23 protein-coding genes are annotated in these 20,339 nt (G+C 45.7%); 22 read left to right on the top strand and 1 reads right to left on the bottom strand.

All coding sequences use genetic code 11. The features are described from left to right. Positions 1-2 precede the first annotated feature (2 nt). The 12 genes from WJ238_RS02090 to WJ238_RS02035 all read left to right on the top strand — a co-directional run bounded on the left by WJ238_RS02090 (position 3) and on the right by WJ238_RS02035 (position 8,727). A complete protein-coding gene (locus WJ238_RS02090; protein WP_337605999.1) occupies positions 3-326 on the top strand; it encodes a hypothetical protein in 324 nt (107 codons plus the stop codon). Between the two features lie 16 nt (positions 327-342). Continuing rightward, positions 343-1,311 carry a DUF2953 domain-containing protein gene (locus tag WJ238_RS02085; protein ID WP_337605998.1) on the top strand — a complete coding sequence of 323 codons (969 nt, stop codon included), beginning with the start codon at positions 343-345 and terminating at the stop codon, positions 1,309-1,311. 42 nt (positions 1,312-1,353) lie between these two features. Beyond that, positions 1,354-1,743, top strand: a complete 390-nt coding sequence (locus WJ238_RS02080) for a GerW family sporulation protein (RefSeq protein WP_230106065.1) — start codon at positions 1,354-1,356, stop codon at positions 1,741-1,743. Between the two features lie 81 nt (positions 1,744-1,824). Further along, the gene (locus WJ238_RS02075) at positions 1,825-1,974 is read left to right on the top strand and encodes a hypothetical protein (protein WP_230106066.1); all 150 of its coding nucleotides are present in this window, start codon (positions 1,825-1,827) and stop codon (positions 1,972-1,974) included. A 128-nt stretch (positions 1,975-2,102) separates the two neighbouring features. Then, entirely contained in the window at positions 2,103-2,288 is a 186-nt protein-coding gene (rpmB, locus tag WJ238_RS02070; RefSeq protein WP_230106067.1) for a 50S ribosomal protein L28, read from the top strand. Between the two features lie 224 nt (positions 2,289-2,512). Continuing rightward, entirely contained in the window at positions 2,513-2,872 is a 360-nt protein-coding gene (locus WJ238_RS02065) for an Asp23/Gls24 family envelope stress response protein (RefSeq protein ID WP_230106068.1), read from the top strand. A 17-nt stretch (positions 2,873-2,889) separates the two neighbouring features. Beyond that, positions 2,890-4,566, top strand: coding sequence for a fatty acid kinase ATP-binding subunit FakA (gene fakA / locus WJ238_RS02060; RefSeq protein WP_230106069.1), 1,677 nt, complete (start codon positions 2,890-2,892; stop codon positions 4,564-4,566). Further along, complete coding sequence (recG, locus tag WJ238_RS02055; RefSeq protein ID WP_337605997.1) at positions 4,567-6,597, top strand: ATP-dependent DNA helicase RecG; 2,031 nt, start codon at positions 4,567-4,569, stop codon at positions 6,595-6,597. Positions 6,598-6,660: 63 nt separating this feature from the next. Continuing rightward, positions 6,661-6,867, top strand: a complete 207-nt coding sequence (locus tag WJ238_RS02050) for an alpha/beta-type small acid-soluble spore protein (protein ID WP_033125229.1) — start codon at positions 6,661-6,663, stop codon at positions 6,865-6,867. Positions 6,868-7,045: 178 nt separating this feature from the next. Then, the gene (gene rsmD, locus WJ238_RS02045; protein ID WP_230106071.1) at positions 7,046-7,615 is read left to right on the top strand and encodes a 16S rRNA (guanine(966)-N(2))-methyltransferase RsmD; all 570 of its coding nucleotides are present in this window, start codon (positions 7,046-7,048) and stop codon (positions 7,613-7,615) included. Continuing rightward, positions 7,609-8,100 carry a pantetheine-phosphate adenylyltransferase gene (gene coaD / locus WJ238_RS02040; RefSeq protein WP_230106072.1) on the top strand — a complete coding sequence of 164 codons (492 nt, stop codon included), beginning with the start codon at positions 7,609-7,611 and terminating at the stop codon, positions 8,098-8,100. The genes rsmD and coaD overlap by 7 nt, the downstream gene beginning before the upstream one ends. A gap of 3 nt (positions 8,101-8,103) precedes the next feature. Continuing rightward, positions 8,104-8,727, top strand: coding sequence for an ATPase (locus WJ238_RS02035; RefSeq protein ID WP_230106073.1), 624 nt, complete (start codon positions 8,104-8,106; stop codon positions 8,725-8,727). Here WJ238_RS02035 and WJ238_RS02030 read toward each other — a convergent pair. Beyond that, positions 8,719-9,639 (bottom strand): transporter, encoded by a 921-nt coding sequence (locus tag WJ238_RS02030; RefSeq protein WP_337605996.1) that lies wholly within the window; start codon positions 9,637-9,639, stop codon positions 8,719-8,721. The genes WJ238_RS02035 and WJ238_RS02030 overlap by 9 nt on opposite strands. Positions 9,640-9,757: 118 nt before the next feature. Between WJ238_RS02030 and WJ238_RS02025 the strand changes: the two genes are divergently transcribed. The 10 genes from WJ238_RS02025 to hisZ all read left to right on the top strand — a co-directional run bounded on the left by WJ238_RS02025 (position 9,758) and on the right by hisZ (position 20,334). Continuing rightward, positions 9,758-11,212 carry an aminoacyl-histidine dipeptidase gene (locus tag WJ238_RS02025; protein WP_337605994.1) on the top strand — a complete coding sequence of 485 codons (1,455 nt, stop codon included), beginning with the start codon at positions 9,758-9,760 and terminating at the stop codon, positions 11,210-11,212. 73 nt (positions 11,213-11,285) lie between these two features. Continuing rightward, positions 11,286-11,987 carry a M23 family metallopeptidase gene (locus WJ238_RS02020; protein WP_316270390.1) on the top strand — a complete coding sequence of 234 codons (702 nt, stop codon included), beginning with the start codon at positions 11,286-11,288 and terminating at the stop codon, positions 11,985-11,987. A 55-nt stretch (positions 11,988-12,042) separates the two neighbouring features. Further along, a complete protein-coding gene (locus WJ238_RS02015; RefSeq protein ID WP_337605993.1) occupies positions 12,043-13,431 on the top strand; it encodes an RsmF rRNA methyltransferase first C-terminal domain-containing protein in 1,389 nt (462 codons plus the stop codon). Position 13,432: 1 nt separating this feature from the next. Continuing rightward, the gene (locus WJ238_RS02010; protein WP_316264647.1) at positions 13,433-14,155 is read left to right on the top strand and encodes a pseudouridine synthase; all 723 of its coding nucleotides are present in this window, start codon (positions 13,433-13,435) and stop codon (positions 14,153-14,155) included. Next, positions 14,152-16,032 carry a YgiQ family radical SAM protein gene (locus tag WJ238_RS02005; RefSeq protein WP_316268955.1) on the top strand — a complete coding sequence of 627 codons (1,881 nt, stop codon included), beginning with the start codon at positions 14,152-14,154 and terminating at the stop codon, positions 16,030-16,032. The genes WJ238_RS02010 and WJ238_RS02005 overlap by 4 nt, the downstream gene beginning before the upstream one ends. 16 nt (positions 16,033-16,048) lie before the next feature. Next, positions 16,049-16,837: an SDR family NAD(P)-dependent oxidoreductase gene (locus WJ238_RS02000; protein ID WP_230106080.1), complete on the top strand. Its 789-nt coding sequence runs from the start codon at positions 16,049-16,051 to the stop codon at positions 16,835-16,837. Then, positions 16,834-17,409: a hypothetical protein gene (locus WJ238_RS01995; RefSeq protein ID WP_230106081.1), complete on the top strand. Its 576-nt coding sequence runs from the start codon at positions 16,834-16,836 to the stop codon at positions 17,407-17,409. Before WJ238_RS02000 ends, WJ238_RS01995 begins: the two co-directional genes overlap by 4 nt. Before the next feature lie 28 nt (positions 17,410-17,437). Further along, positions 17,438-18,433, top strand: a complete 996-nt coding sequence (locus WJ238_RS01990) for an RluA family pseudouridine synthase (RefSeq protein ID WP_256195226.1) — start codon at positions 17,438-17,440, stop codon at positions 18,431-18,433. 33 nt (positions 18,434-18,466) lie between these two features. Then, positions 18,467-19,012, top strand: coding sequence for a Holliday junction resolvase RecU (locus WJ238_RS01985; RefSeq protein WP_230106083.1), 546 nt, complete (start codon positions 18,467-18,469; stop codon positions 19,010-19,012). A gap of 74 nt (positions 19,013-19,086) precedes the next feature. Continuing rightward, complete coding sequence (hisZ, locus tag WJ238_RS01980; RefSeq protein WP_230106084.1) at positions 19,087-20,334, top strand: ATP phosphoribosyltransferase regulatory subunit; 1,248 nt, start codon at positions 19,087-19,089, stop codon at positions 20,332-20,334. Positions 20,335-20,339 lie beyond the last annotated feature (5 nt).

The following is a 20,339-nucleotide window of genomic DNA, read 5'->3' as shown; positions in this document are numbered from 1 at the left end:
ATATGAGATTTGCAAGGTATCTGTATGTATCTGCGGAACTGAAAAAAAAAGAGAAAAAGATAGTCTCCCGGATCAGAGAGGGGAAATTAACAAGGCCCCTTTACTTTCTTGTGCTGACGGACTATGGGACAAGAAGGCTGGAAATCGTGTCCTCTCTTGAATTTATGCAGTACAGATGCCCGAAGGATAACATTTTGATTGCGGGAATGGCAGGGAACTATGATGATGCACTGGAATTGGTCAGAATAATCCTGCAGGATGCATATGAAAGCAAAATGGAAGACGATATATGCGCATTCTTAGAAAACAGGGAGCGGGAAAAATAATATGCTTCATCTTTTATTGTTGATTTTAAAAATTGCAGGTATCATACTGGCGATCATACTGGGTATACTGATAGTATTGCTCTGCATTGTACTTTTTGTGCCGGTTTGTTATCAGGTGTCGGGGAAAACGGACGGAACAGAAAAGGGGACAAAGGTAAGATGTAAGGTGACATGGCTTTTTTCCCTGTTGGAATTGAAAATCCTATATGGGAACAAGTCGAGCGTATTTTCCGCAAGAATAGCCTGGAAGCGGATCAAAGGAGGAGAGAGATCAGATGAAGAAAAAGGGAAGACTGATGAAGTCTGCAGGAAAGTCCATGAGGAATCTCATGAAGAAGAGGAAATGGATACGCATCTGGAAACGGAGAAAGAAACTGATGCGCCGGATACGCAGCCTGAACCGGAAGATTTTGAAGAACCGGAAGCAGATGAAAAAAATCCGTACGCGTATCCCGAAGACAGTCCGCCGCATGAAGAAAAACGGTCCGACAATATTGAGAAGAACAACAGAATTGCAAAAAAGATTCAGAAAGCAGGCGAGAAGATATCTTCGTTCTTTCAAAAGATAAAATGTACAATAAAAGCAATCTGTGATAAAATAAATCTATTCAGTGAAAAAAAAGAAAAACTGATAGATTTTCTGGAAGATGAGCTGCATAGAAAGGCCTTTGGCACTGGAAAGAAAGCTCTCATCCGCCTTTTAAGAGGCCTTTGTCCGGGAAAAGGAAGGATATTTTTAAGATACGGTCTGGGAGATCCGGCGCTGACAGGAACCAGCCTTGCGGGACTGGCGGTTGTTTATCCCTTTCTTCCGGGAGAGATTCAGATTGTTCCGGAATTTGAAGAAAAGATGTTTGAGGGAAAAGCGGATATACATGGAAGGCTTTATTTGATACATTTGCTGACTTTTGCACTTCGTCTTCTTGTCAGCAAAGCAGTGAGACAGACCTATAAGGATGTTCGGAAGTTTATCAGTGAATTTTAAAAGCCCTGACAGTAAGTTCAAAAGATTTGGGAGGATCATATTATGGCAGATAATAATTTTAAAGGAACAGTAGAGGCTCTTTTTCACGGCATGGATGCCGTTATCTCATCACGGACAGTAGTGGGAGACGCCATCCATATCGGGGATACTATCATTCTTCCCCTTGTAGATGTTTCCTTTGCAATTGGAGCCGGAGCCTTTAATGGAGAAAAGAAGGAAAAAGGCGCAGGAGGTCTCGGCGGAAAGATGACTCCCAGTGCAGTTCTTGTTATCCAAAATGGCACAACAAGACTTGTAAATATCAGAAATCAGGATACAATGACAAAGATCCTTGATATGGTCCCGGATGTTCTGGACCGGTTCACTTCCAAAAATGGCAGCCGCATGACGGAAGAGGAGGTAAATGATATTCTTGACGAGGCAGATGAATAAGCAAAGGATACCATGAGGAAAAGACATATTTCCGACTGGCAGGGCATAGAATAAAACAAGGCCCCGGCGGGAGGGATTCAGATGAAAAGGGTGGCAGGATTTGCCTTATTCTGGATCGCGGCAGGAATTACGATCAGCCTTTGGCTTCCTAATATGTTTGTGGAGATTTTATGTATCATATTGTGTCTCCTGGCAGCTTATGAGTTGTTTTTTTGCTGCAGAGATGACTGATCTGTTCTTTCCTCAATCTTTTTGTGAAATCTATGAAGAAATGCTTGCTTTTTTAAAAGTATTCTGATAGAATATCATTGTTGCGAGTCTGGAGAACAGACTTATTTAGAGTGTTAGGAGGTGCAGTCATGGCTAAATGTGCTATTTGCGAAAAGGGTGCTCACTTTGGTAACAGTGTCAGCCACTCTCATAGAAAGACACCAAAAATGTGGAAATCAAATGTAAAATCTGTTCGTGTAAAAACAGAGGGCGGATCTAAGAGAATGTATGTATGTACTTCTTGTTTGAAGTCCGGAAAAGTAGAGCGCGCTTAATGAAAATCTGAAGAGAGACTAATTTTCCGCTAGGCAGGGAAGTTAGTCTTTTTTTGTACCGCAGAAGGATTTGCTGCCGAGCAGCCGCGCCTGGAGCGGGAGTTCCGCCGGCGGAACTCTTTTTTCTTGTAAAAGGCGTGAAAACAGGGTATAATACTTGTGTTAAACTGGAGTTTGCAAAAGGATCGACAGAAAATAAAATAGAGATAATTGGAGGGAACTATATGAAGGGAAGCATGAGCACAGATATGGGTATCATCACAGTAAGTACTGATGTGATCGCAAAGTATGCCGGCACCGTGGCAGTGGAATGCTTCGGAATTGTCGGAATGGCGGCAGTTAATGTAAAGGACGGTCTGGTAAGACTGCTGAAGAAAGACAGCCTGACTCATGGAATCCAGGTGTCCATATCAGACGAAAATGAGATCACTATTGATTTTCACGTGATTGTAGCATATGGAGTCAGCATTTCTGCAGTGACGGATAATCTGATCAGCAATGTCAAATATAAGGTAGAAGAATTTTCCGGTATGAAAGTTGATAAAATCAATATCTATATCGAGGGCGTCAGAGTCATCGATTAGTTAAGGAGGATATTTAAGTGGCTGTAAAGACAATCAGTGTGGAAATGCTGGCTAAGATGTTTCTTGCCGGTGCACAGAATATTGAGGCGAAAAAAGAATTTATTAATGAGTTGAACGTATTTCCTGTTCCGGACGGGGATACGGGAACCAATATGTCTTTGACCATTATGTCAGCGGCAAAAGAGGTGACCGCCCTTGAAAACATGGATATGAAATCATTGGCAAAAGCGATTTCATCCGGTTCCCTGCGCGGAGCCAGAGGAAATTCCGGTGTCATCCTCTCACAGCTCCTTCGGGGATTTACCAAGGCTGTACGTGATGAAAAAGAAGTGAATGTAAAAATACTGGCGGCAGCATGTGAAAGGGCAAAAGATACTGCTTACAAAGCAGTTATGAAGCCGAAAGAAGGAACGATCCTCACAGTTGCGAGGGGGATTGCAGAAAAAGCGGCAGTTCTTGCAGAAGAGACAGAGGATCTGGAAGAATTTATTCCGGCTCTCCTTGAAGAGGGAGATGCGGTTCTTGCTCGTACGCCGGAAATGCTCCCTGTATTAAAAGAGGCAGGAGTGGTAGATTCCGGGGGACAGGGACTGATGGAAGTGCTTAAGGGCGCTTACGACGCCTTTCTTGGCAAGGAAGTGGATTACAGTGCGATTTCCGCGGAAGGAGCGGGAAGCAGCATGACAAAGGTTTCCGCTGAGGCAGCGGCAGATATTAAATTCGGATACTGCACGGAATTTATCATTATGACAGAGCGGGAATTTACAGAGAATGATGAGATGGAATTTAAGGCTTATCTGGAGTCTATCGGAGATTCCATTGTCTGTGTGGCAGACGATGATGTGGTAAAGATTCATGTCCATACCAATGATCCGGGACTTGCTATCCAGAAAGCGCTGACTTACGGACAGCTGTCACGAATGAAAATTGACAATATGAGAGAAGAACATCAGGAAAAACTGATCCGTGATTCTCAGAAGCTTGCACAGCAGCAGAAGGAAGAAGATCAGAAGAAAAAGAGCGCCGAGCCGAGAAAACCGATGGGATTTATCACAGTTTCTATCGGAGAAGGGCTCAACAGTGTATTCCGTGAACTTGGCGCTGACTACATTATTGAAGGCGGTCAGACGATGAATCCCAGCACGGAAGATATGCTGAACGCCATTGAACATGTAAACGCTGATGCAGTATTCATTCTTCCAAACAACAAAAATATTGTATTGGCGGCAAATCAGGCCAAGGCTCTTGTAAAAGACAAAGAGATCGTGGTCATTCCGACAAAAACTGTACCGCAGGGAATTACGGCGATCATCAGCTTCATGCCGGAGGCAGGCGTGCAGGAAAATGAAGAGACTATGCTGGAAGCGATCAAGAATGTGAAATCAGGTCAGGTTACTTACGCCGTGCGGGATACCCGGATTGATGATAAAGAAATCCACGAAGGGGATATTATGGGAATCGGTGATTCCGGCATTCTTGCAGTGGGGCAGGACATCGAAAAGACGGCTGTGGAAATGCTGGAACAGCTGGTAGATGAAGATTCAGAGCTGATCAGCATTTACTATGGCGAGGAAGTCAATGAAGAGGCGGCACAGAATTTTGTCGCTGAAATCGAAGAGAAGTATCCGGATCTTGATGTGGATGCACATTATGGCGGCCAGCCCATTTACTATTACGTGCTGGCAGTAGAGTAAATGACAGAATATACACCGATTCATGAACTGAAAGGAATTGGAGAGAAAACTGAAAAGTTATTTTGGAAATTGGGGATCAGGACCGTCGGGGACCTGATCCGCTATTATCCAAGGGCATACGATATCTATGAGGAAGCTGTACCAATCAGTGAAGCAGAAGAAGGGCGTGTACAGACAGTTACCGGAGCGATTTACGGTAAAGTCCAGGTATCCGGGAACCGCGCTATGCAGGTGACTTCTTTGTATGTAAAAGATCTTACAGGTACACTGAAGGTTATTTGGTTTCGTATGCCTTTTCTGCGTACTACACTTTCAAGAGGCGGTGTTATCACGCTTCGGGGAATGATCGTCAGACGCCGGGATGTGCTTGTAATGGAACACCCGGAAATTTTCTATCCTTCCGGAAAATACGAAGAGAAGCGCGGTACAATGCAGCCGGTCTATCCGCTGACGGCCGGCCTTTCCAATAATACAGTCATGAAAGCGGTGAAACAGGCTCTGGAAAGTCTTCCTCTTGAGCGGGAGCCTCTGCCGGAACATATCCGGCTGAAATATCATCTGGCGGAGTATAATTATGCGCTTCGCGGGATCCATTTTCCGGAGGACAAAGAGGTATTCTGCCATGCCAGGAAAAGGCTGGTATTCGATGAATTTGCCGCATTCATCTATTCACTTCGCAAGCTGAAGGAAGAAAGCGGGCGAAGCGAAAATCGTTTCCGGATATCTCCTTCCGGGGAAGTGGAGCGCTTTATAAAAGAACTCCCCTATGAACTGACAGGGGCACAGAAAAGAGTATGGCGTGAGATAGAGTCAGACCTTAAGAAGAATCTGTCCATGTCAAGACTGGTGCAAGGCGATGTTGGTTCAGGAAAGACCGTGATCGCTCTGCTTGCCCTTCTGACTGTGGCTTACAGCGGATACCAGGGAGCTTTGATGGCGCCTACAGAAGTGCTTGCAAAACAACATTATGAATCCATTACAAAACTCCTTGAAGAACACAGGATTCCATTTCAGACGGCGCTTTTGACCGGCTCCATGACGGCCAAAGAGAAACGGGAGGCATACCGCTGGATCCAGGGGGGAGAGGCGCAGATCATTATCGGCACTCATGCTCTGATCCAGGAGAAAGTTGCCTATCAGGATCTTGCACTTGTGGTGACGGACGAGCAGCACCGTTTCGGCGTACGGCAGAGAGAGATTTTTGCAGAAAAGGGAGAAATGCCACATGTGCTTGTCATGAGCGCCACGCCGATTCCGAGAACACTGGCAATTATTCTGTACGGAGATCTGGATATTTCTGTCATTGACGAACTTCCCTCCAACCGTCTTCCGATCAAGAACTGCGTGGTGGACACCGGATATCGTCCCACTGCTTACCGCTTTATTAAAAATCAGATTGAGGAAGGCAGACAGTGCTATATTATCTGTCCTATGGTCGAGGAAAGCGAACATCTGGAAGTGGAAAATGTGACCGATTATTCCGCTATGCTTCAGGAAGAACTGGGAAACAAGATTGTAGTAGGCTGTCTTCACGGGAAAATGAAGCAGGAACAGAAAGACCGGATCATGGAAGAATTTGGAGAGGGTAAAATTGATGTGCTCGTGTCCACTACCGTTATCGAGGTAGGAATCAATGTTCCTAATGCCACTGTAATGATGGTGGAAAACGCAGAGAGGTTTGGACTGGCGCAGCTTCACCAGCTTCGCGGCCGTGTGGGAAGAGGAAAATATCAGTCTTACTGCATTTTTATGACAGGATCTAAGGCGAAGGATACAAAAGAAAGACTTGATATTTTAAATAAGAGCAATGACGGTTTTAAGATTGCATCAGAAGACCTGAAGCAGAGAGGACCGGGAGATCTTTTCGGTATCCGTCAGAGTGGGCTTATGAACTTCCGGCTGGGAGATGTGTTCCAGGATGCGGCTGTTTTGCAGATGGCCAGTGAGGCAGTATCCGTGCTTTCCAAGAAAGAATGCGAATGGCTGAAAAAACTGGAAAATCATACAGGAAATTCTAGTGTAATTTTGTAAATCCTCCATATACTATCGTTGTAACAAAAATAAAAAATGTTACAAAAAAGGAGGAGTATAGAAATGACAAATCGTTCATCTAACAAAGCAGCTGTACCTGAAGCAAAGGGTGCATTAGACAAATTCAAATATGAGGTTGCAAGCGAGCTGGGAGTACCGCTCACAGACGGATACAATGGCGACCTTACTTCCAGACAGAATGGCTCTGTGGGAGGATATATGGTAAAAAAGATGATCGAACAGCAGGAAAGACAGATGGCAGGTAAATAACAGCCGCCATCTTACCGATCAGTAAAAATTTTAGCTATGAACAGTAAAAACAAAAGGAGAGGCATCTGCCGGAAGCTTCATGCACGCCGGCAGGTGCTTTTTCTTGACTTTTACAGCGCTGCTTCGTATAATGGACAGGAAATCTTTTGTATACATAACAAGTGGGGAGTGATAGTTTATGCGTGTGATTGCAGGAAGTGCGAAACGGCTGCAGCTCAAGACTCTGGATGGGATGGATACCCGCCCGACAACAGACCGGATCAAGGAAACGTTGTTCAATATGCTTTCTCCGTATCTGTACGACTGCATTTTCCTGGATCTGTTCGCAGGAAGCGGCGGCATTGGGATCGAGGCTCTAAGCCGCGGCGCTATGGAGGCGGTCTTTGTAGAGAAGAATCCAAAGGCGATGGCGTGTATCAGAGAAAATTTGAAATATACCCGTCTGGACAGAAAGGCGCTTACCATATCTTCGGATGTTATGACAGCCCTTTATCGGCTGGAGGGAGAAAAGCAGTTTGATTTTATTTTCATGGATCCGCCCTACAATCAGGAACTGGAGAAAAAGGTACTGGAGTATTTGGCAGACTCGCAGCTTCTTTCCGATGAGGGTGTGATCATCGTGGAGGCATCAAAGGATACTTCCTTTGATTATCTGGCCGAGCTTGGTTTTGCATTGATCAAAGAGAAGGTTTACAAAACCAATAAACATGTGTTTATTGAACCGGCGGGGAGGAAAGAAATATGTTAAGAGCAATTTATCCGGGCAGTTTTGATCCGGTCACTTTCGGGCATCTGGATATGATCACCCGTTCGGCGAAGATCGTGGACGAATTAATTGTCGGAGTATTGTATAATAACGCAAAAAGTCCGTTGTTTTCCTTAGAAGAACGTGTTAAAATACTAGAGGAAACTGTTAAAAATATTCCGAATATCAGAGTAATACCATTTGAAGGATTGCTGGTAGATTTTGCGAAAAAAATGGAAGCGAAAATGATCATAAGAGGTCTGAGGGCCATTACGGATTTTGAGTATGAGCTTCAGATGGCGCAGACAAATCGCAAGCTGGACGGCGGACTGGAAACCGTCTTTTTGACAACCAGCCTGCAGTACTCGTATCTGAGCTCTTCTATGGTAAAAGAAGTGGCAGCTTTCGGGGGAGATATTTCGCAGTTTGTACCGGACATCGTAATAGAAGAGATACAGAAGAAAATAGATAAAAAAAGGAGAGTGTAAATTATGAGCAGCCGTATTGAACAGATTATTGAAGAAATTGAGGAGTACATTGACAGTTGTAAATTTCAGCCTCTGTCAACAACGAAGATTATTGTAAACAAAGATCAGATTGATGAGCTTCTTAGGGAGCTTCGTATGAAAACTCCGGATGAGATCAAACGTTATCAGAAGATCATTGCAAATAAAGACGCTATTCTTGCAGACGCTCAGGCAAAGGCGGACAGCATGCTTCAGGAAGCGCAGATCCAGACAACAGAGCTTGTCAGCGAGCATGAGATCATGCAGCAGGCCTATGCACAGGCAAATGAGATTGTCACTGCTGCCACAGAGCAGGCGCAGCAGATTCTTGACAATGCCACCAGCGACGCTAACGACATCCGAATCGGAGCAATGCAGTATACAGACGATCTTCTTGCCAATGCTGAGAGCATTATCGGTCATACTCTTGACAGCTATACAACCAAATATGACGGTTTGGTAAATTCGCTGCAGGAGTGCTATGATATGGTGCGCAACAACCGTTCAGAGCTGGAAATCCCTGATCAGTCCTCCAGAGGTCTGGAAGCCGAATTTGGCTCTGTTCCGGAAGAAGCATATGAAGAAGAAACAGCAGAAGAATTAGAATAAAATTCCAAAGATGCCGAGGCACAAAAGACTGGTTACGGACATAGTAACCAGTTTTTCTGTTAAGTAGGTAGAAATCTTAAGCCCTGTGCCCTGTATCATGCAGGAAGTCTGCGCGGCAGCGCACAAGCCACCAAAGGAAGTCAGCCCTAAAAGGAGGGGCCAGCGGATTCGCCATGGAAGAACAGTGAGCTCTGAAATCATGGGGATTCCGGCAGTGATTTCCAGAAAAGAGAGCAGAAGGCGGTAGGGAAGCCAGTTTTTCCATGGCAGGAGGCAGGCCAGTTTGGTAATGACAGAAAAGAGCATTATGTAGCCTCCAACTTTTGTAATTGCTTCAAAGCTGTCCATCATACAAGTGTCCAGTATTGTCAGAGAAAAAGGGCGTTCTCTGGCAGGTGACAGTCCCGGAAAACGTGTGGATACGCTGCCTTTTCTGTAAAAAGGCAAAAAGATCCTGCTGCAGATAACAGGCGACAAAAAGAGAAGGACGACGGAAGGAAAAATCCAGGAGGCGGAAGGCGTGTTCTGCATAACCACATAGCTGATGATGAACATGGGACTGGTGTTGTTACAGAAGGAGAGAAGATAAGAAGCTTCCTCGAAAGAAATCCGTCCGGTCCTTAAAAGGTCGGATGTCACTTTCGCTCCCATAGGGTATCCGCAGAGAAATCCCGCAATAACAGCAAAAGACCCGCTGTCTGACACAGCAAAGATTTTTCCCAGCAAAGGTCCGGTAATCCGGGAAATATAATAGACAGCGTTTGTCCGGATCATCAGGTTGGAGAGCAGAATAAATGGAAGCAGGGTGGGAAGGACAATTTGAAACCACAGAAGGATTCCTTCACTTGCACCGTCGAATACAGGAGTTGGAAAGAAAAGCATTGTAATAAAAAGAAAAATAACCGATAGCATAAACAAACGTCGTTTCATCATTCATTTCCAGAAAGAGACTTCAATTCATTGTATGGAAACTGCCGTCTTTTTATTCTATGGGAAAGTCCGGCAAAATAAAAAAAGGAGGAGTATGCTAATGTCAGTATTAAATCAGTTAATGCCAGAAAATGTGTTTCATTTTTTTGAAGAAATATGTCAGATTCCCCATGGATCCGGCAATCTTGATGCAATATGCAGGTACTGTGTCCGATTTGCCGAAGAAAGAGGACTGAAAGTACTTCGGGATGAAGGGGATAATATTTTAATATGGAAAGAAGCATCGCCGGGATATGAGGACAGAGAACCTGTTGTTTTGCAGGGCCATCTGGATATGGTGTGTGAAAAGACGGCAGACTCTGGCCATGACTTTGCAAAGGATCCATTGGAACTTTATGTGGAGGACGGATTTGTCAAGGCGAGAAATACGACCCTTGGCGGCGACGATGGGATTGCCGTGGCAATGATCCTTGCTCTGCTGGATGAAAAAGATGCAGTCCATCCTCCTATTGAGGCTGTTTTCACAGCTGACGAGGAGACAGGAATGGGCGGAGCAAAAGCGCTTGATCTCCAGCTTCTGAAAGGAAGAAAGCTGATCAATATTGATTCAGAGGAAGAGGGAATCCTGACGGTGGGATGCGCCGGAGGAATCAGCTGTCATACATCCTTCCCGCTGGACTTTTCTTCACGGGAAGGCGAGGTTGTAAAAATTACCATCAGCGGGCTTATGGGAGGCCATTCCGGATCGGAGATCAACCGGCAAAGAGCCAATGCTTTGAAGCTTTCAGGAAGGCTTCTCTACGAGGCGTCCCGCAGCACACAGCTTTTCCTCATGGATGCCGGGGGCGGCGGAAAGGAAAATGTCATAGCAAGCCAGGCAGAGATCCTTTTGATGGCGGAACATCCTTCTGCTCTTATGGAGGCGGCTGTGAAAATGGAGGCCTTGTGGAAGGAAGAATTTATGGATGAAGAACCGAATCTTTCTGTTCAGACAGAGAAAAGGGGGATGCAGACGGCGAATGTTGTTTCTGCAGAGACAACAAAGAAGATTGTTGCCTACCTGATGGCTGCGCCAGACGGTCCTGTGGGATATAACCGGACTTTGCCGGGACTGGTAGAGACCTCACTAAACCATGGCATCATGGCTGTAAGAGAGGGATATCTGACGATCGATACCCTTGTAAGAAGTTCCCTCGGAAGCAAGAAAGCAGAGCTGGCAGAGAGACTGAAGATCCTGGCTGGGCTGTGCGGCGCATCCTTCCGGGCGGATAATGAATATCCCGGATGGGCCTATAAAAAGGAATCTTCCCTTCGGGAACTGATGACCCGGACATACCGGGAGATGTTCGGTAGGGATCCGGAGGTCCTTACGATCCACGCTGGTCTGGAATGTGGACTTTTCCTGGACAAAAAGAAAGACCTGGACTGTGTATCTTTCGGACCTGATATCTGGGATGTCCATTCAGTGAAAGAGAGGCTCTCGATCGAGTCCACAGAAAGAAGCTATGAATATCTGAAAGCAGTTCTTGCCGGATACTGCCGGGAGGATATTTAAAATCCGCCGTGAAAACAGACGGACATAAAAGAGAAAGGCAGGGGCATATAGTAAAAGAAAAAGGCAGAACGGTATGTCTCGAAAAATACTGATCCTTTTACTGCTGCTTTCTCTTTTTTGTACCATAGGGATCCGGGAGATGTTTGAGAAGGCGGATCTTAATGACAGAGCCAGACAGGGAATTGACAACAGCGAGTACCGTCAGGAGTTTTTTGCGCCGGATATGCGTAAAAACAAAGATTTCCTGTCTGATGAATGCCGGATTTTTCTGAACAAAGTAGAAAAAGACAGCCTGTATTTTCCGATTCCATCTTCCACACTTGACGATTCCCTTACTGTTTCCTATGAAAATTCGTGGATGGCAGAGCGCAGCTATAAGAAGACAAATATGCACGAAGGGACAGATATTATGGCTTCCAGAAATGAAAGAGGTCTTTATCCCATTGTGAGTATCTCAGACGGTACGGTGACAAGTCTTGGCTGGCTGGAACTTGGTGGGTGGAGAGTCGGCATCACTTCCCCACAGGGCGTCTATTACTATTATGCCCATTTGGAATCCTATGGAGATATTCAAAAGGGAGATACAGTGAAAGCCGGACAGATCCTGGGATTTATGGGCGATTCAGGATACGGAAAAGAGGGGACATACGGCAAATTCGCCGTACATCTGCATCTCGGCATTTACTGCTGGGACACCGGGGATGAGATCAGCGTCAATCCCTATTATGTTCTTCGGGAATTGGAAAAGAAAAAACTGAAATATGCCTATTCCTAGAAGATGTATAAAATGCTATAATAGCGTTGGTGTATATACAAAGGAGGATGACAGGATGAACCTGCCAGAGACATTCCAGGAAAAAATGAAAGTACTTCTGAAGGAAGAGTACAATGACTATATTACATGCTACGATGAGCCGAGATACTATGGACTTCGGGTAAATACCAAAAAAATAACAGAAGAAGAATTTCAAAAGATCTGTCCGTTTCCCATCCGGCCGATTCCGTGGATTGAAAACGGATTTTATTATGATGGAGAAAAAGACTACCCGGCAAAACATCCTTACTATTTCGCCGGACTTTACTATTTGCAGGAGCCAAGCGCCATGACGCCGGCAAACCGTCTTCCCGTCGAACCGGGAGAAAGGGTGCTGGATCTGTGCGCTGCTCCCGGAGGAAAGGCCACAGAACTTGGCGCAAAGCTGAAAGGACGCGGCCTTCTGGTGGCAAATGATATCAGCAGTTCCAGGGCAAAGGGACTTTTGAAGAATATTGAGCTGTTTGGTATCGGCAATGTGCTTGTGACCAGTGAAGAACCGGGAAACCTGACAGCGCATTTCCCGGAATATTTCGATAAAATACTCATCGATGCGCCCTGTTCCGGAGAAGGAATGTTCCGTAAAGACAAAAAGATGGTAAAAGCGTGGGAGGAACATGGGCCGGAATATTTCAGCCGTATTCAGAGAAATATTATTACCCAGGCGGCTTCCATGCTGCGGCCGGGCGGAATGCTTCTTTATTCCACCTGTACATTTGACCGCCGGGAAAATGAAGATATTATCGCTCATCTTTTGGAAGAATATCCGGAATTTCGTATTATGGATATGGAATCTTATGAAGGGTTTACACCCGGCCTTTCCGAAGAAGCGGCGGATGGAGAGGAAAGACACCTGGAAAAGACGGTGCGTATTTTCCCTCATAAGATGCATGGAGAAGGACATTATCTCGCCCTTGTGAAAAAGGGAGAGGGAGTACCTTTGCTGAAGGAAAAGGTCGGCGAAAAAAGGGGGAAAGAGCAGAAACTGCCGGATGAACTGAAAGAATTTTTACAGAAAATTAAGATAGATTTAAGCGGTGGCAGACTGGATATCCGCGGGGAAAAGGTTTATTATATGCCAGAGGGGATTCCTGATCTGAAAGGGGTACGTTTCCTAAGGACAGGTCTTCTTCTGGGAGAATTGAAGAAAAACCGGTTCGAGCCGAGTCAGGCTCTTGCCATGTGCTTAAGTAAGGAGGATTATCCCTTCACCCTGGATCTTCCCGCAAAGGATGAGAGAGTGATCCGCTATCTGAAGGGAGAGACCATTGATCTTGATGATGTTGTCTCATCTAAAGAGAAAGGGTGGTATCTTTTTTGTGTGGACGGCTATCCTCTCGGATGGGGCAAGCTGGCAGAGGGCACATTAAAGAATAAGTATTTACCTGGATGGAGATGGCATTAAAATGAAGATGCGTTTAGATAAATATCTGGCGGAAATGGGCGTCGGAACACGGCAGGAAGTAAAAAAGTATATCCGAAAAGGCAGGGTCACTGTTGACGGCGAGACAGAAAAAGCGCCGGAATGCAAGGTGGATCCCCAGCAGAAAATCTGCCTGGACGGTCAGGAAGTGTCCTATGAGGCAGTAGAGTATTATATGCTGAACAAGCCTTCCGGAGTCGTGTCTGCCACAGAAGATACGAAAGATGTCACAGTGGTAGAGCTGATCGGGGACAGAAAACGAAAAGATCTTTTCCCGGCAGGCCGTCTTGACAAAGACACAGAAGGGCTGCTTCTCCTTACCAATGACGGGAAGCTGGCCCATCAGCTTTTGTCTCCCCGACGGCATGTGGATAAGACTTATTATGCCAGGATTGAAGGAAATGTGACGGAGGATCTCGTTCCTCTGTTTCAAAGCGGAGTGGATATCGGAACAGAAGATGCTCCGGAAATGACCCTTCCTGCCAGGCTTGTGATCTTGGAAAGCGGTCCGGTATCCTGTGTTCGTCTTACCATTCAGGAGGGGAAATATCATCAGATCAAGCGGATGTTTCAGGCAGTGGGAATGAAAGTTGTCTATCTGAAAAGGGAGACAATGGGACCCCTTGTGCTGGATCCTGACTTAAAGCCGGGAGAATACCGGCCGCTGACGCTTGAAGAGAAGAAAAAATTAGGAGTTTTAGAATGAAACAGGGATTTTTACCCATCTGCAGACAGGATATGAAGGAGAGAGGATGGAGCGAGGCTGATTTTGTCTATGTATCCGGAGATGCCTATGTGGATCATCCTTCTTTCGGCCATGCAATTATCACAAGGCTTTTGGAGGCTCACGGCTATCGGGTCTGCATCATTGCACAGCCAGACTGGCGGCGTAAGGAGAGCATTATGGAGTACGGGAAGCCAAGACTTGGCTTTCTTGTATCTGCCGGGAATATGGATTCCATGGTGAATCACTATTCTGTGTCAAAGAAGCGGAGGAAAACAGATGCCTATACGCCGGGAGGGGTTATGGGAAAACGACCGGATCACGCAGCTGTTGTATACAGCAATCTGATCCGGCAGGTTTATAAAGACGTTCCTGTCATACTGGGAGGAATCGAGGCAAGTCTTAGACGGCTTGCCCATTATGATTACTGGTCAGACAAGCTGAAACGTTCAATCCTTCTTGATTCCGGGGCAGATCTGATCTCTTACGGAATGGGAGAGAGATCCATTCTGGAGATTGCGGAAGCTTTGGACTCAGGTATTGATATCAAGGACATTACCTATATTGACGGAACGGTATGTAAAGTAAAGGATCCGGGCATTGCCTATGATGCGGTTATGCTGCCCTCTTACGAGGAACTTTTGGCGGACAAACTGAATTATGCAAGGAGCTTTTACACCCAGTACTGCAATACGGATCCGTTTTCGGGAAAGCGTCTGGTGGAGCCTTATTCCGATCATCTCTATGTGGTGCAGAATCCGGCGGCAAAACCATTGTCTCAAAGTGAGATGGATCAGGTGTACAGTCTTCCTTATATGCGTACCTACCATCCGTCTTATGAGAAAGAAGGGGGCGTGCCTGCTATTCAGGAAATCCGGTTTTCCCTTGTCAGCAACAGGGGTTGTTTTGGAGGCTGCAGTTTCTGCGCCCTGACCTTTCATCAGGGAAGGATCCTGCAGACAAGAAGCCATGAATCCTTGCTGAAAGAAGCGGAAGCATTTACAAAAGAGAAGGACTTTAAAGGCTATATCCACGACGTGGGCGGACCAACGGCAAATTTCAGGCAGCCATCCTGCCAGAAGCAAATGGAAAAGGGAGTATGTCCAACGAAACAATGTCTCTTTCCGAAGCCCTGCAGAAACCTCCGGGCCGATCACAGAGATTACATAAAATTATTACGGAAACTAAGAGAACTTCCGGGAGTGAAGAAAGTGTTTATCCGTTCCGGAATCCGTTTTGATTATGTCATGGCAGATCCGGATGACAGTTTTCTCTGGGAACTGTGCCGGCATCATGTCAGCGGACAGCTGAAGGTAGCGCCAGAACATGTATCCGATGCGGTGCTGTCCAAAATGGGGAAGCCGGAGCATAAGGTATACCAGGCATTTGCAGACAAGTACAGAAGCATCAATCAGAAAATCGGAAAAGACCAGTATCTTGTGCCTTATCTTATGTCCTCCCATCCCGGCTCTACCTTGAAGGAAGCCATTAAGCTGGCGGAATACCTAAGAGATCTTGGATATATGCCGGAGCAGGTGCAGGATTTCTATCCGACGCCTTCCACGATCTCAACTTGTATGTACTATACCGGAGTGGATCCGCGGGATATGAAACCGGTTTATGTGCCGAAGAGCCCTCATGAAAAGGCAATGCAGCGCGCGCTTATCCAATACCGGAGACCGGAAAATTATGATCTGGTCTTAGAGGCGCTGAAAAAGGGAGGGAGAATGGACCTGGTAGGATACGGCAGGAACTGTCTGATCCGTCCCAGGAAGGAACAGGGGGAGAAAGGAAAACAAAAGAGAACCGGAAAGAAAAAGACGATCCGGCATGTCCATAAAAAGAGTAGAAATAATTAGTAAAGAAGGGATTTTTATGAGAATAGCAGTCATCACAGGAGCGTCCATGGGACTTGGAAGAGAATTTGCAAGACAGATTCCGAAATGCTACCGCAGTCTGGACGAAATCTGGCTTATTGCCAGAAATACGGATAAACTGGAAGAAGTAAAGCAGGAGCTTACATCTGTAAATGGGGTTTACTGCCGTCTCTATAACAGTGATCTTCTGCAGGATGAAGTCTATAATCATCTGCAGAGAGATATGGAGGCACTGAAGCCGGATATCCGTATTCTTGTCAATGCGGCAGGATTTGGGAAAAATGCATCGGTCATGGCGACAGATGTGAAGATACTTACAGATATGATCCAGCTGAACTGTCAGGCACTGACACGGCTGACAAGCCAGTGTATTCCTTTCATGTCAGGAGGAAGCCGTATTGTAAATCTTGCTTCGGCGGCAGCTTTCGCCCCGCAGCCGGGAGCTGCTGTGTATGCAGCGACAAAGGCATATGTATTAAACTACAGCCGGGCTTTGGGCAAGGAACTTGCAGAGAACGGGATTTTTGTGACGGCCGTGTGCCCTGGACCGGTAGATACGAATTTCTTTGATACGGCGGGTACTCTTAAGATTCCTGCCAAACAAAAGCTGATGGCAAAGCCGGAGCAGGTTGTGCGGAAAGCCCTGCTGGATGTGCGGCGCAGGCGCAGTATTTCCATTTACGGAGCAGCCATGAAAGGGGCAAAACTGGCCGTGCGTCTGTCACCGGACCGCGTGACGGACTGGTTTATGAACAGAATGAATAACAAGGAGTACAATGTAAGATGAAAATAGAAAAAGGACAGCCCGGATATATCCGCGCCAGGAAGCAGAAGCTGCTTCTTATGACTGTGCTGGAATTTGCAGTGGTCATTGCTCTTTTAGTTCTTGGCATTATGCAGACGGGCACAAGATTGAATCTTCTGACTGTAGTAGCGATCGTAGGGTGCCTGCCGGCATGTAAAATGCTGGTGGGACTGATCACGATCCTGCCTTACCGGACCATAGATCCGGAAATTGTAGATGAGATAGAAGATAAGGCTTCTCTTCTTACAACAGCTTATGATATGGTCCTTACAAGCAGGGAAAAGATTATGCCCGTGACAGCAGTTGTGATTGCCGGTAATACCGTGTTCGGCTATGCACCGGATAAAAAGACAGATCCGGAAGAAGCAGCAAAGCATATCAAAAATATTCTGGAAGAAAACAGAATGTCAAAAATCACCGTAAAGATATTAAATGATTACACTCCCTTTCTCGCACGGGTGGAGGGCCTCAATAATATTGCGCAGGTTGAAAAGGAGGACCGCAGGAAGCGGGAAAGGAAAATACGCAGGATTATTTTAAATATTTCCATGTAGCAAAAAAGATGCAGAGGATAAAGAATATATGAGAGAAATTGTCATTGGCGAAAATGAGGCGGGGCAGAGACTGGATAAATTTCTGGCTAAATATATGAAAAAGGCGCCCAAGAGCTTTTTCTATAAAATGCTGCGTAAAAAAAATATTGTACTTAACGGGAAAAAAGCGTCAGGAAACGAGAAACTGGCCATTGGTGATCAGGTACGCCTTTTCCTGGCCGAGGAGACGATCCGGGGATTTTCTGAAGCAGAAGAACTCATGGAAAAAAAGCTTTCTCAAAAGAAAGGAACATTAGAGAAAAGCCAGATCATCTATGAAGATAAGGATATTTTGCTGATCAACAAGCCGGCGGGTATCCTGTCCCAGAGAGCAGACACAAAAGAGGAATCTCTGGTGGAGTGGATTCTTAGATACCTTTTGAGTACAGGGGCACTTTCCAAAGAGGATCTCCGAACATTTCGTCCTTCTGTCTGCAACCGTCTTGACCGCAATACAAGCGGCCTGATCGCCGCCGGAAAGAGCCTTGCAGGACTTCAGGTTCTAAGCCGCCTTTTTAAAGAGCGGGATCTGAAAAAATATTACCGATGCATTGTATCCGGAAAAATAGGGACAGGAGATCATATAAAAGGATATCTCTCAAAGGATGAACGGACAAATAAAGTGACGATCAGTGAGAGGCCTCTCAAAGAGGGAGATGCATGGATCGAGACATCTTACCGGCCTCTTTCCATGACAGATGGCGCCACTTATCTGGAAGTACATCTTATTACCGGGCGCCCTCATCAGATCCGGGCCCACCTTGCTTCCATTGGTCATCCCCTCATTGGAGATTATAAATATGGAAGCCGGAAAGTAAATGAGGAGTACCGCAGAAAATATGGACTGGATTCCCAGCTGCTCCATGCCTGCCGTCTGGAATTTCCGCAGATGGAGGGAAGACTGGACCATTTGTCCAAGCAGATATTTGAAGCGCCGATTCCGCCTGTTTTTGAAAAAATCTTAAAAGAGGAAGGGCTGGCTTAAAAGAAAGAAATAACGGAGAAAGAGCGAACACACATGGGGACATGGAATACAAGAGGACTTAGAGGTTCTACACTGGAGGAATTGATCAACCGCACAAATGAGCAGTATCTGGAGAAGAATCTGGCTTTGATCCAGAAAATACCTACTCCTATTACTCCGGTGCGCATGGATAAGGAGCACCGACAGATTACCCTTGCCTATTTTGAACAGCGAAGTACAGTGGATTATATCGGTGCGGTACAGGGGATACCGGTATGTTTTGATGCAAAGGAATGTGCCGGAAGCACGTTTCCTATTCAGAATATTCATGAACACCAGGTCGTTTTCATGGAACAATTTGAGCGCCAGGGCGGGATTGCCTTCCTCCTGATCTACTATACGGGAGAGGGAACTGCCTACTATATGAGATTTGAGGAATTGAAACAATTCTGGAACCGTTCCATGGAAGGGGGACGCAAAAGTTTCCGAATGGAAGAGCTGGATCCCCGTTTCTTTATAAACCTGAAACAAAATTACTATATCCCTTATTTGGATTATATGAATCTGGATCTTGACATTCGCGATTCTCTTGACAAGTAAACGTAAAATGCGTATAATTCAATAAGGTTTTAACGTATTAGCATGATAAAGTGCCAAGGGAGGATACACATTATATGGAACAACAATTACATACACCGGAGGGTGTACGGGATATTTGCAATATTGAATGCGGCAAGAAACTTTCTTTGGAGAACCGCCTTCATAAAGTGCTCCAGCTGTATGGCTATCATGACATTCAGACACCTACCTTTGAATATTTTGATGTTTTTCGTAAAGAGATCGGTACGATCCCTTCCAGAGAGTTGTATAAATTTTTTGATAAAGAAGGAAACACCCTTGTTTTAAGGCCGGATATTACGCCTTCTATTGCAAGAGCGGCAGCTACTTTATTTAAAGATGAGGATATTCCGATCCGGCTGTGCTATACAGGGAATACTTTTGTAAACCATTCCAGCTATCAGGGGCGGCTCCGTGAAAATACCCAGATGGGGGCGGAGCTCATCGGAGTGGATTCCATTGAGGCGGATGCGGAAATGCTGGCCATGGTGGCAGATTGTCTGACGACTATCGGACTGCGGGATTTTCAGCTGAGTGTGGGGAATGTGGATTTCTTTCAGAGCCTGATTGAAGACGCTGCCCTCAACGAGGAAGAAGAAGAGAGAGTCCGGGAACTGATCAATAACCGGAATTATTTCGGCCTGGAGGAATATCTTGACGGCATTCAGGTGAAACGGAGTTCCAAGGAGGCTTTGGTGGCGCTGGGCGATTTGTACGGCGGTGTGGAAATACTTGCACAGGCAAGGAACTTTGCGCCAAATTCCAAAGGGATCAAGGCGGTGCGCCGCCTGGAACAGATTTATGACATGTTGAAATACTATGGTGCGGAGCAATATATTCAGTTTGATTTCAGCATGAGCGGAACTTATGGATACTATACCGGAATTATTTTCCGAGGATATACGTTTGGAACAGGGGATGCAGTAGTCAAAGGCGGCCGTTATGACCATCTGTTGGAAAAATTCGGCAAGGAATCCCCGTCCATCGGTTTTGCCCTTGTTATCGATGAGTTGATGAGCGCTCTGACAAGACAGCATATCCGTATCACCTATTCCCGCAAAAATACTTTGATCCTGTATGATAAAGGAATGGAAAAAAAGGCAATTCGTATTGCCAGCGACTTCCGGGAAAAATGTAAAAATACAGAGCTGCTGCGAAAGGCGCCTGACAAGACGCTGGAAGATTATATGCAGTACGGAAAAGAATATTATGCCGGAAACATGATTTATATTCAGGAAGATGATCAGATCCAAATGTTCAACCTGGTTACCGGTGAAACAAAAACGATAAATACGAAGGAGTAAAATAC

Origin of the sequence: Claveliimonas sp., from assembly GCF_037273965.1 — a bacterium.
In the GTDB taxonomy this organism is placed as follows: domain Bacteria; phylum Bacillota; class Clostridia; order Lachnospirales; family Lachnospiraceae; genus Claveliimonas; species Claveliimonas bilis.
Note: the sequence above shows the minus strand (reverse complement) of the source record. Positions and strands in the feature narration are given on the sequence as shown.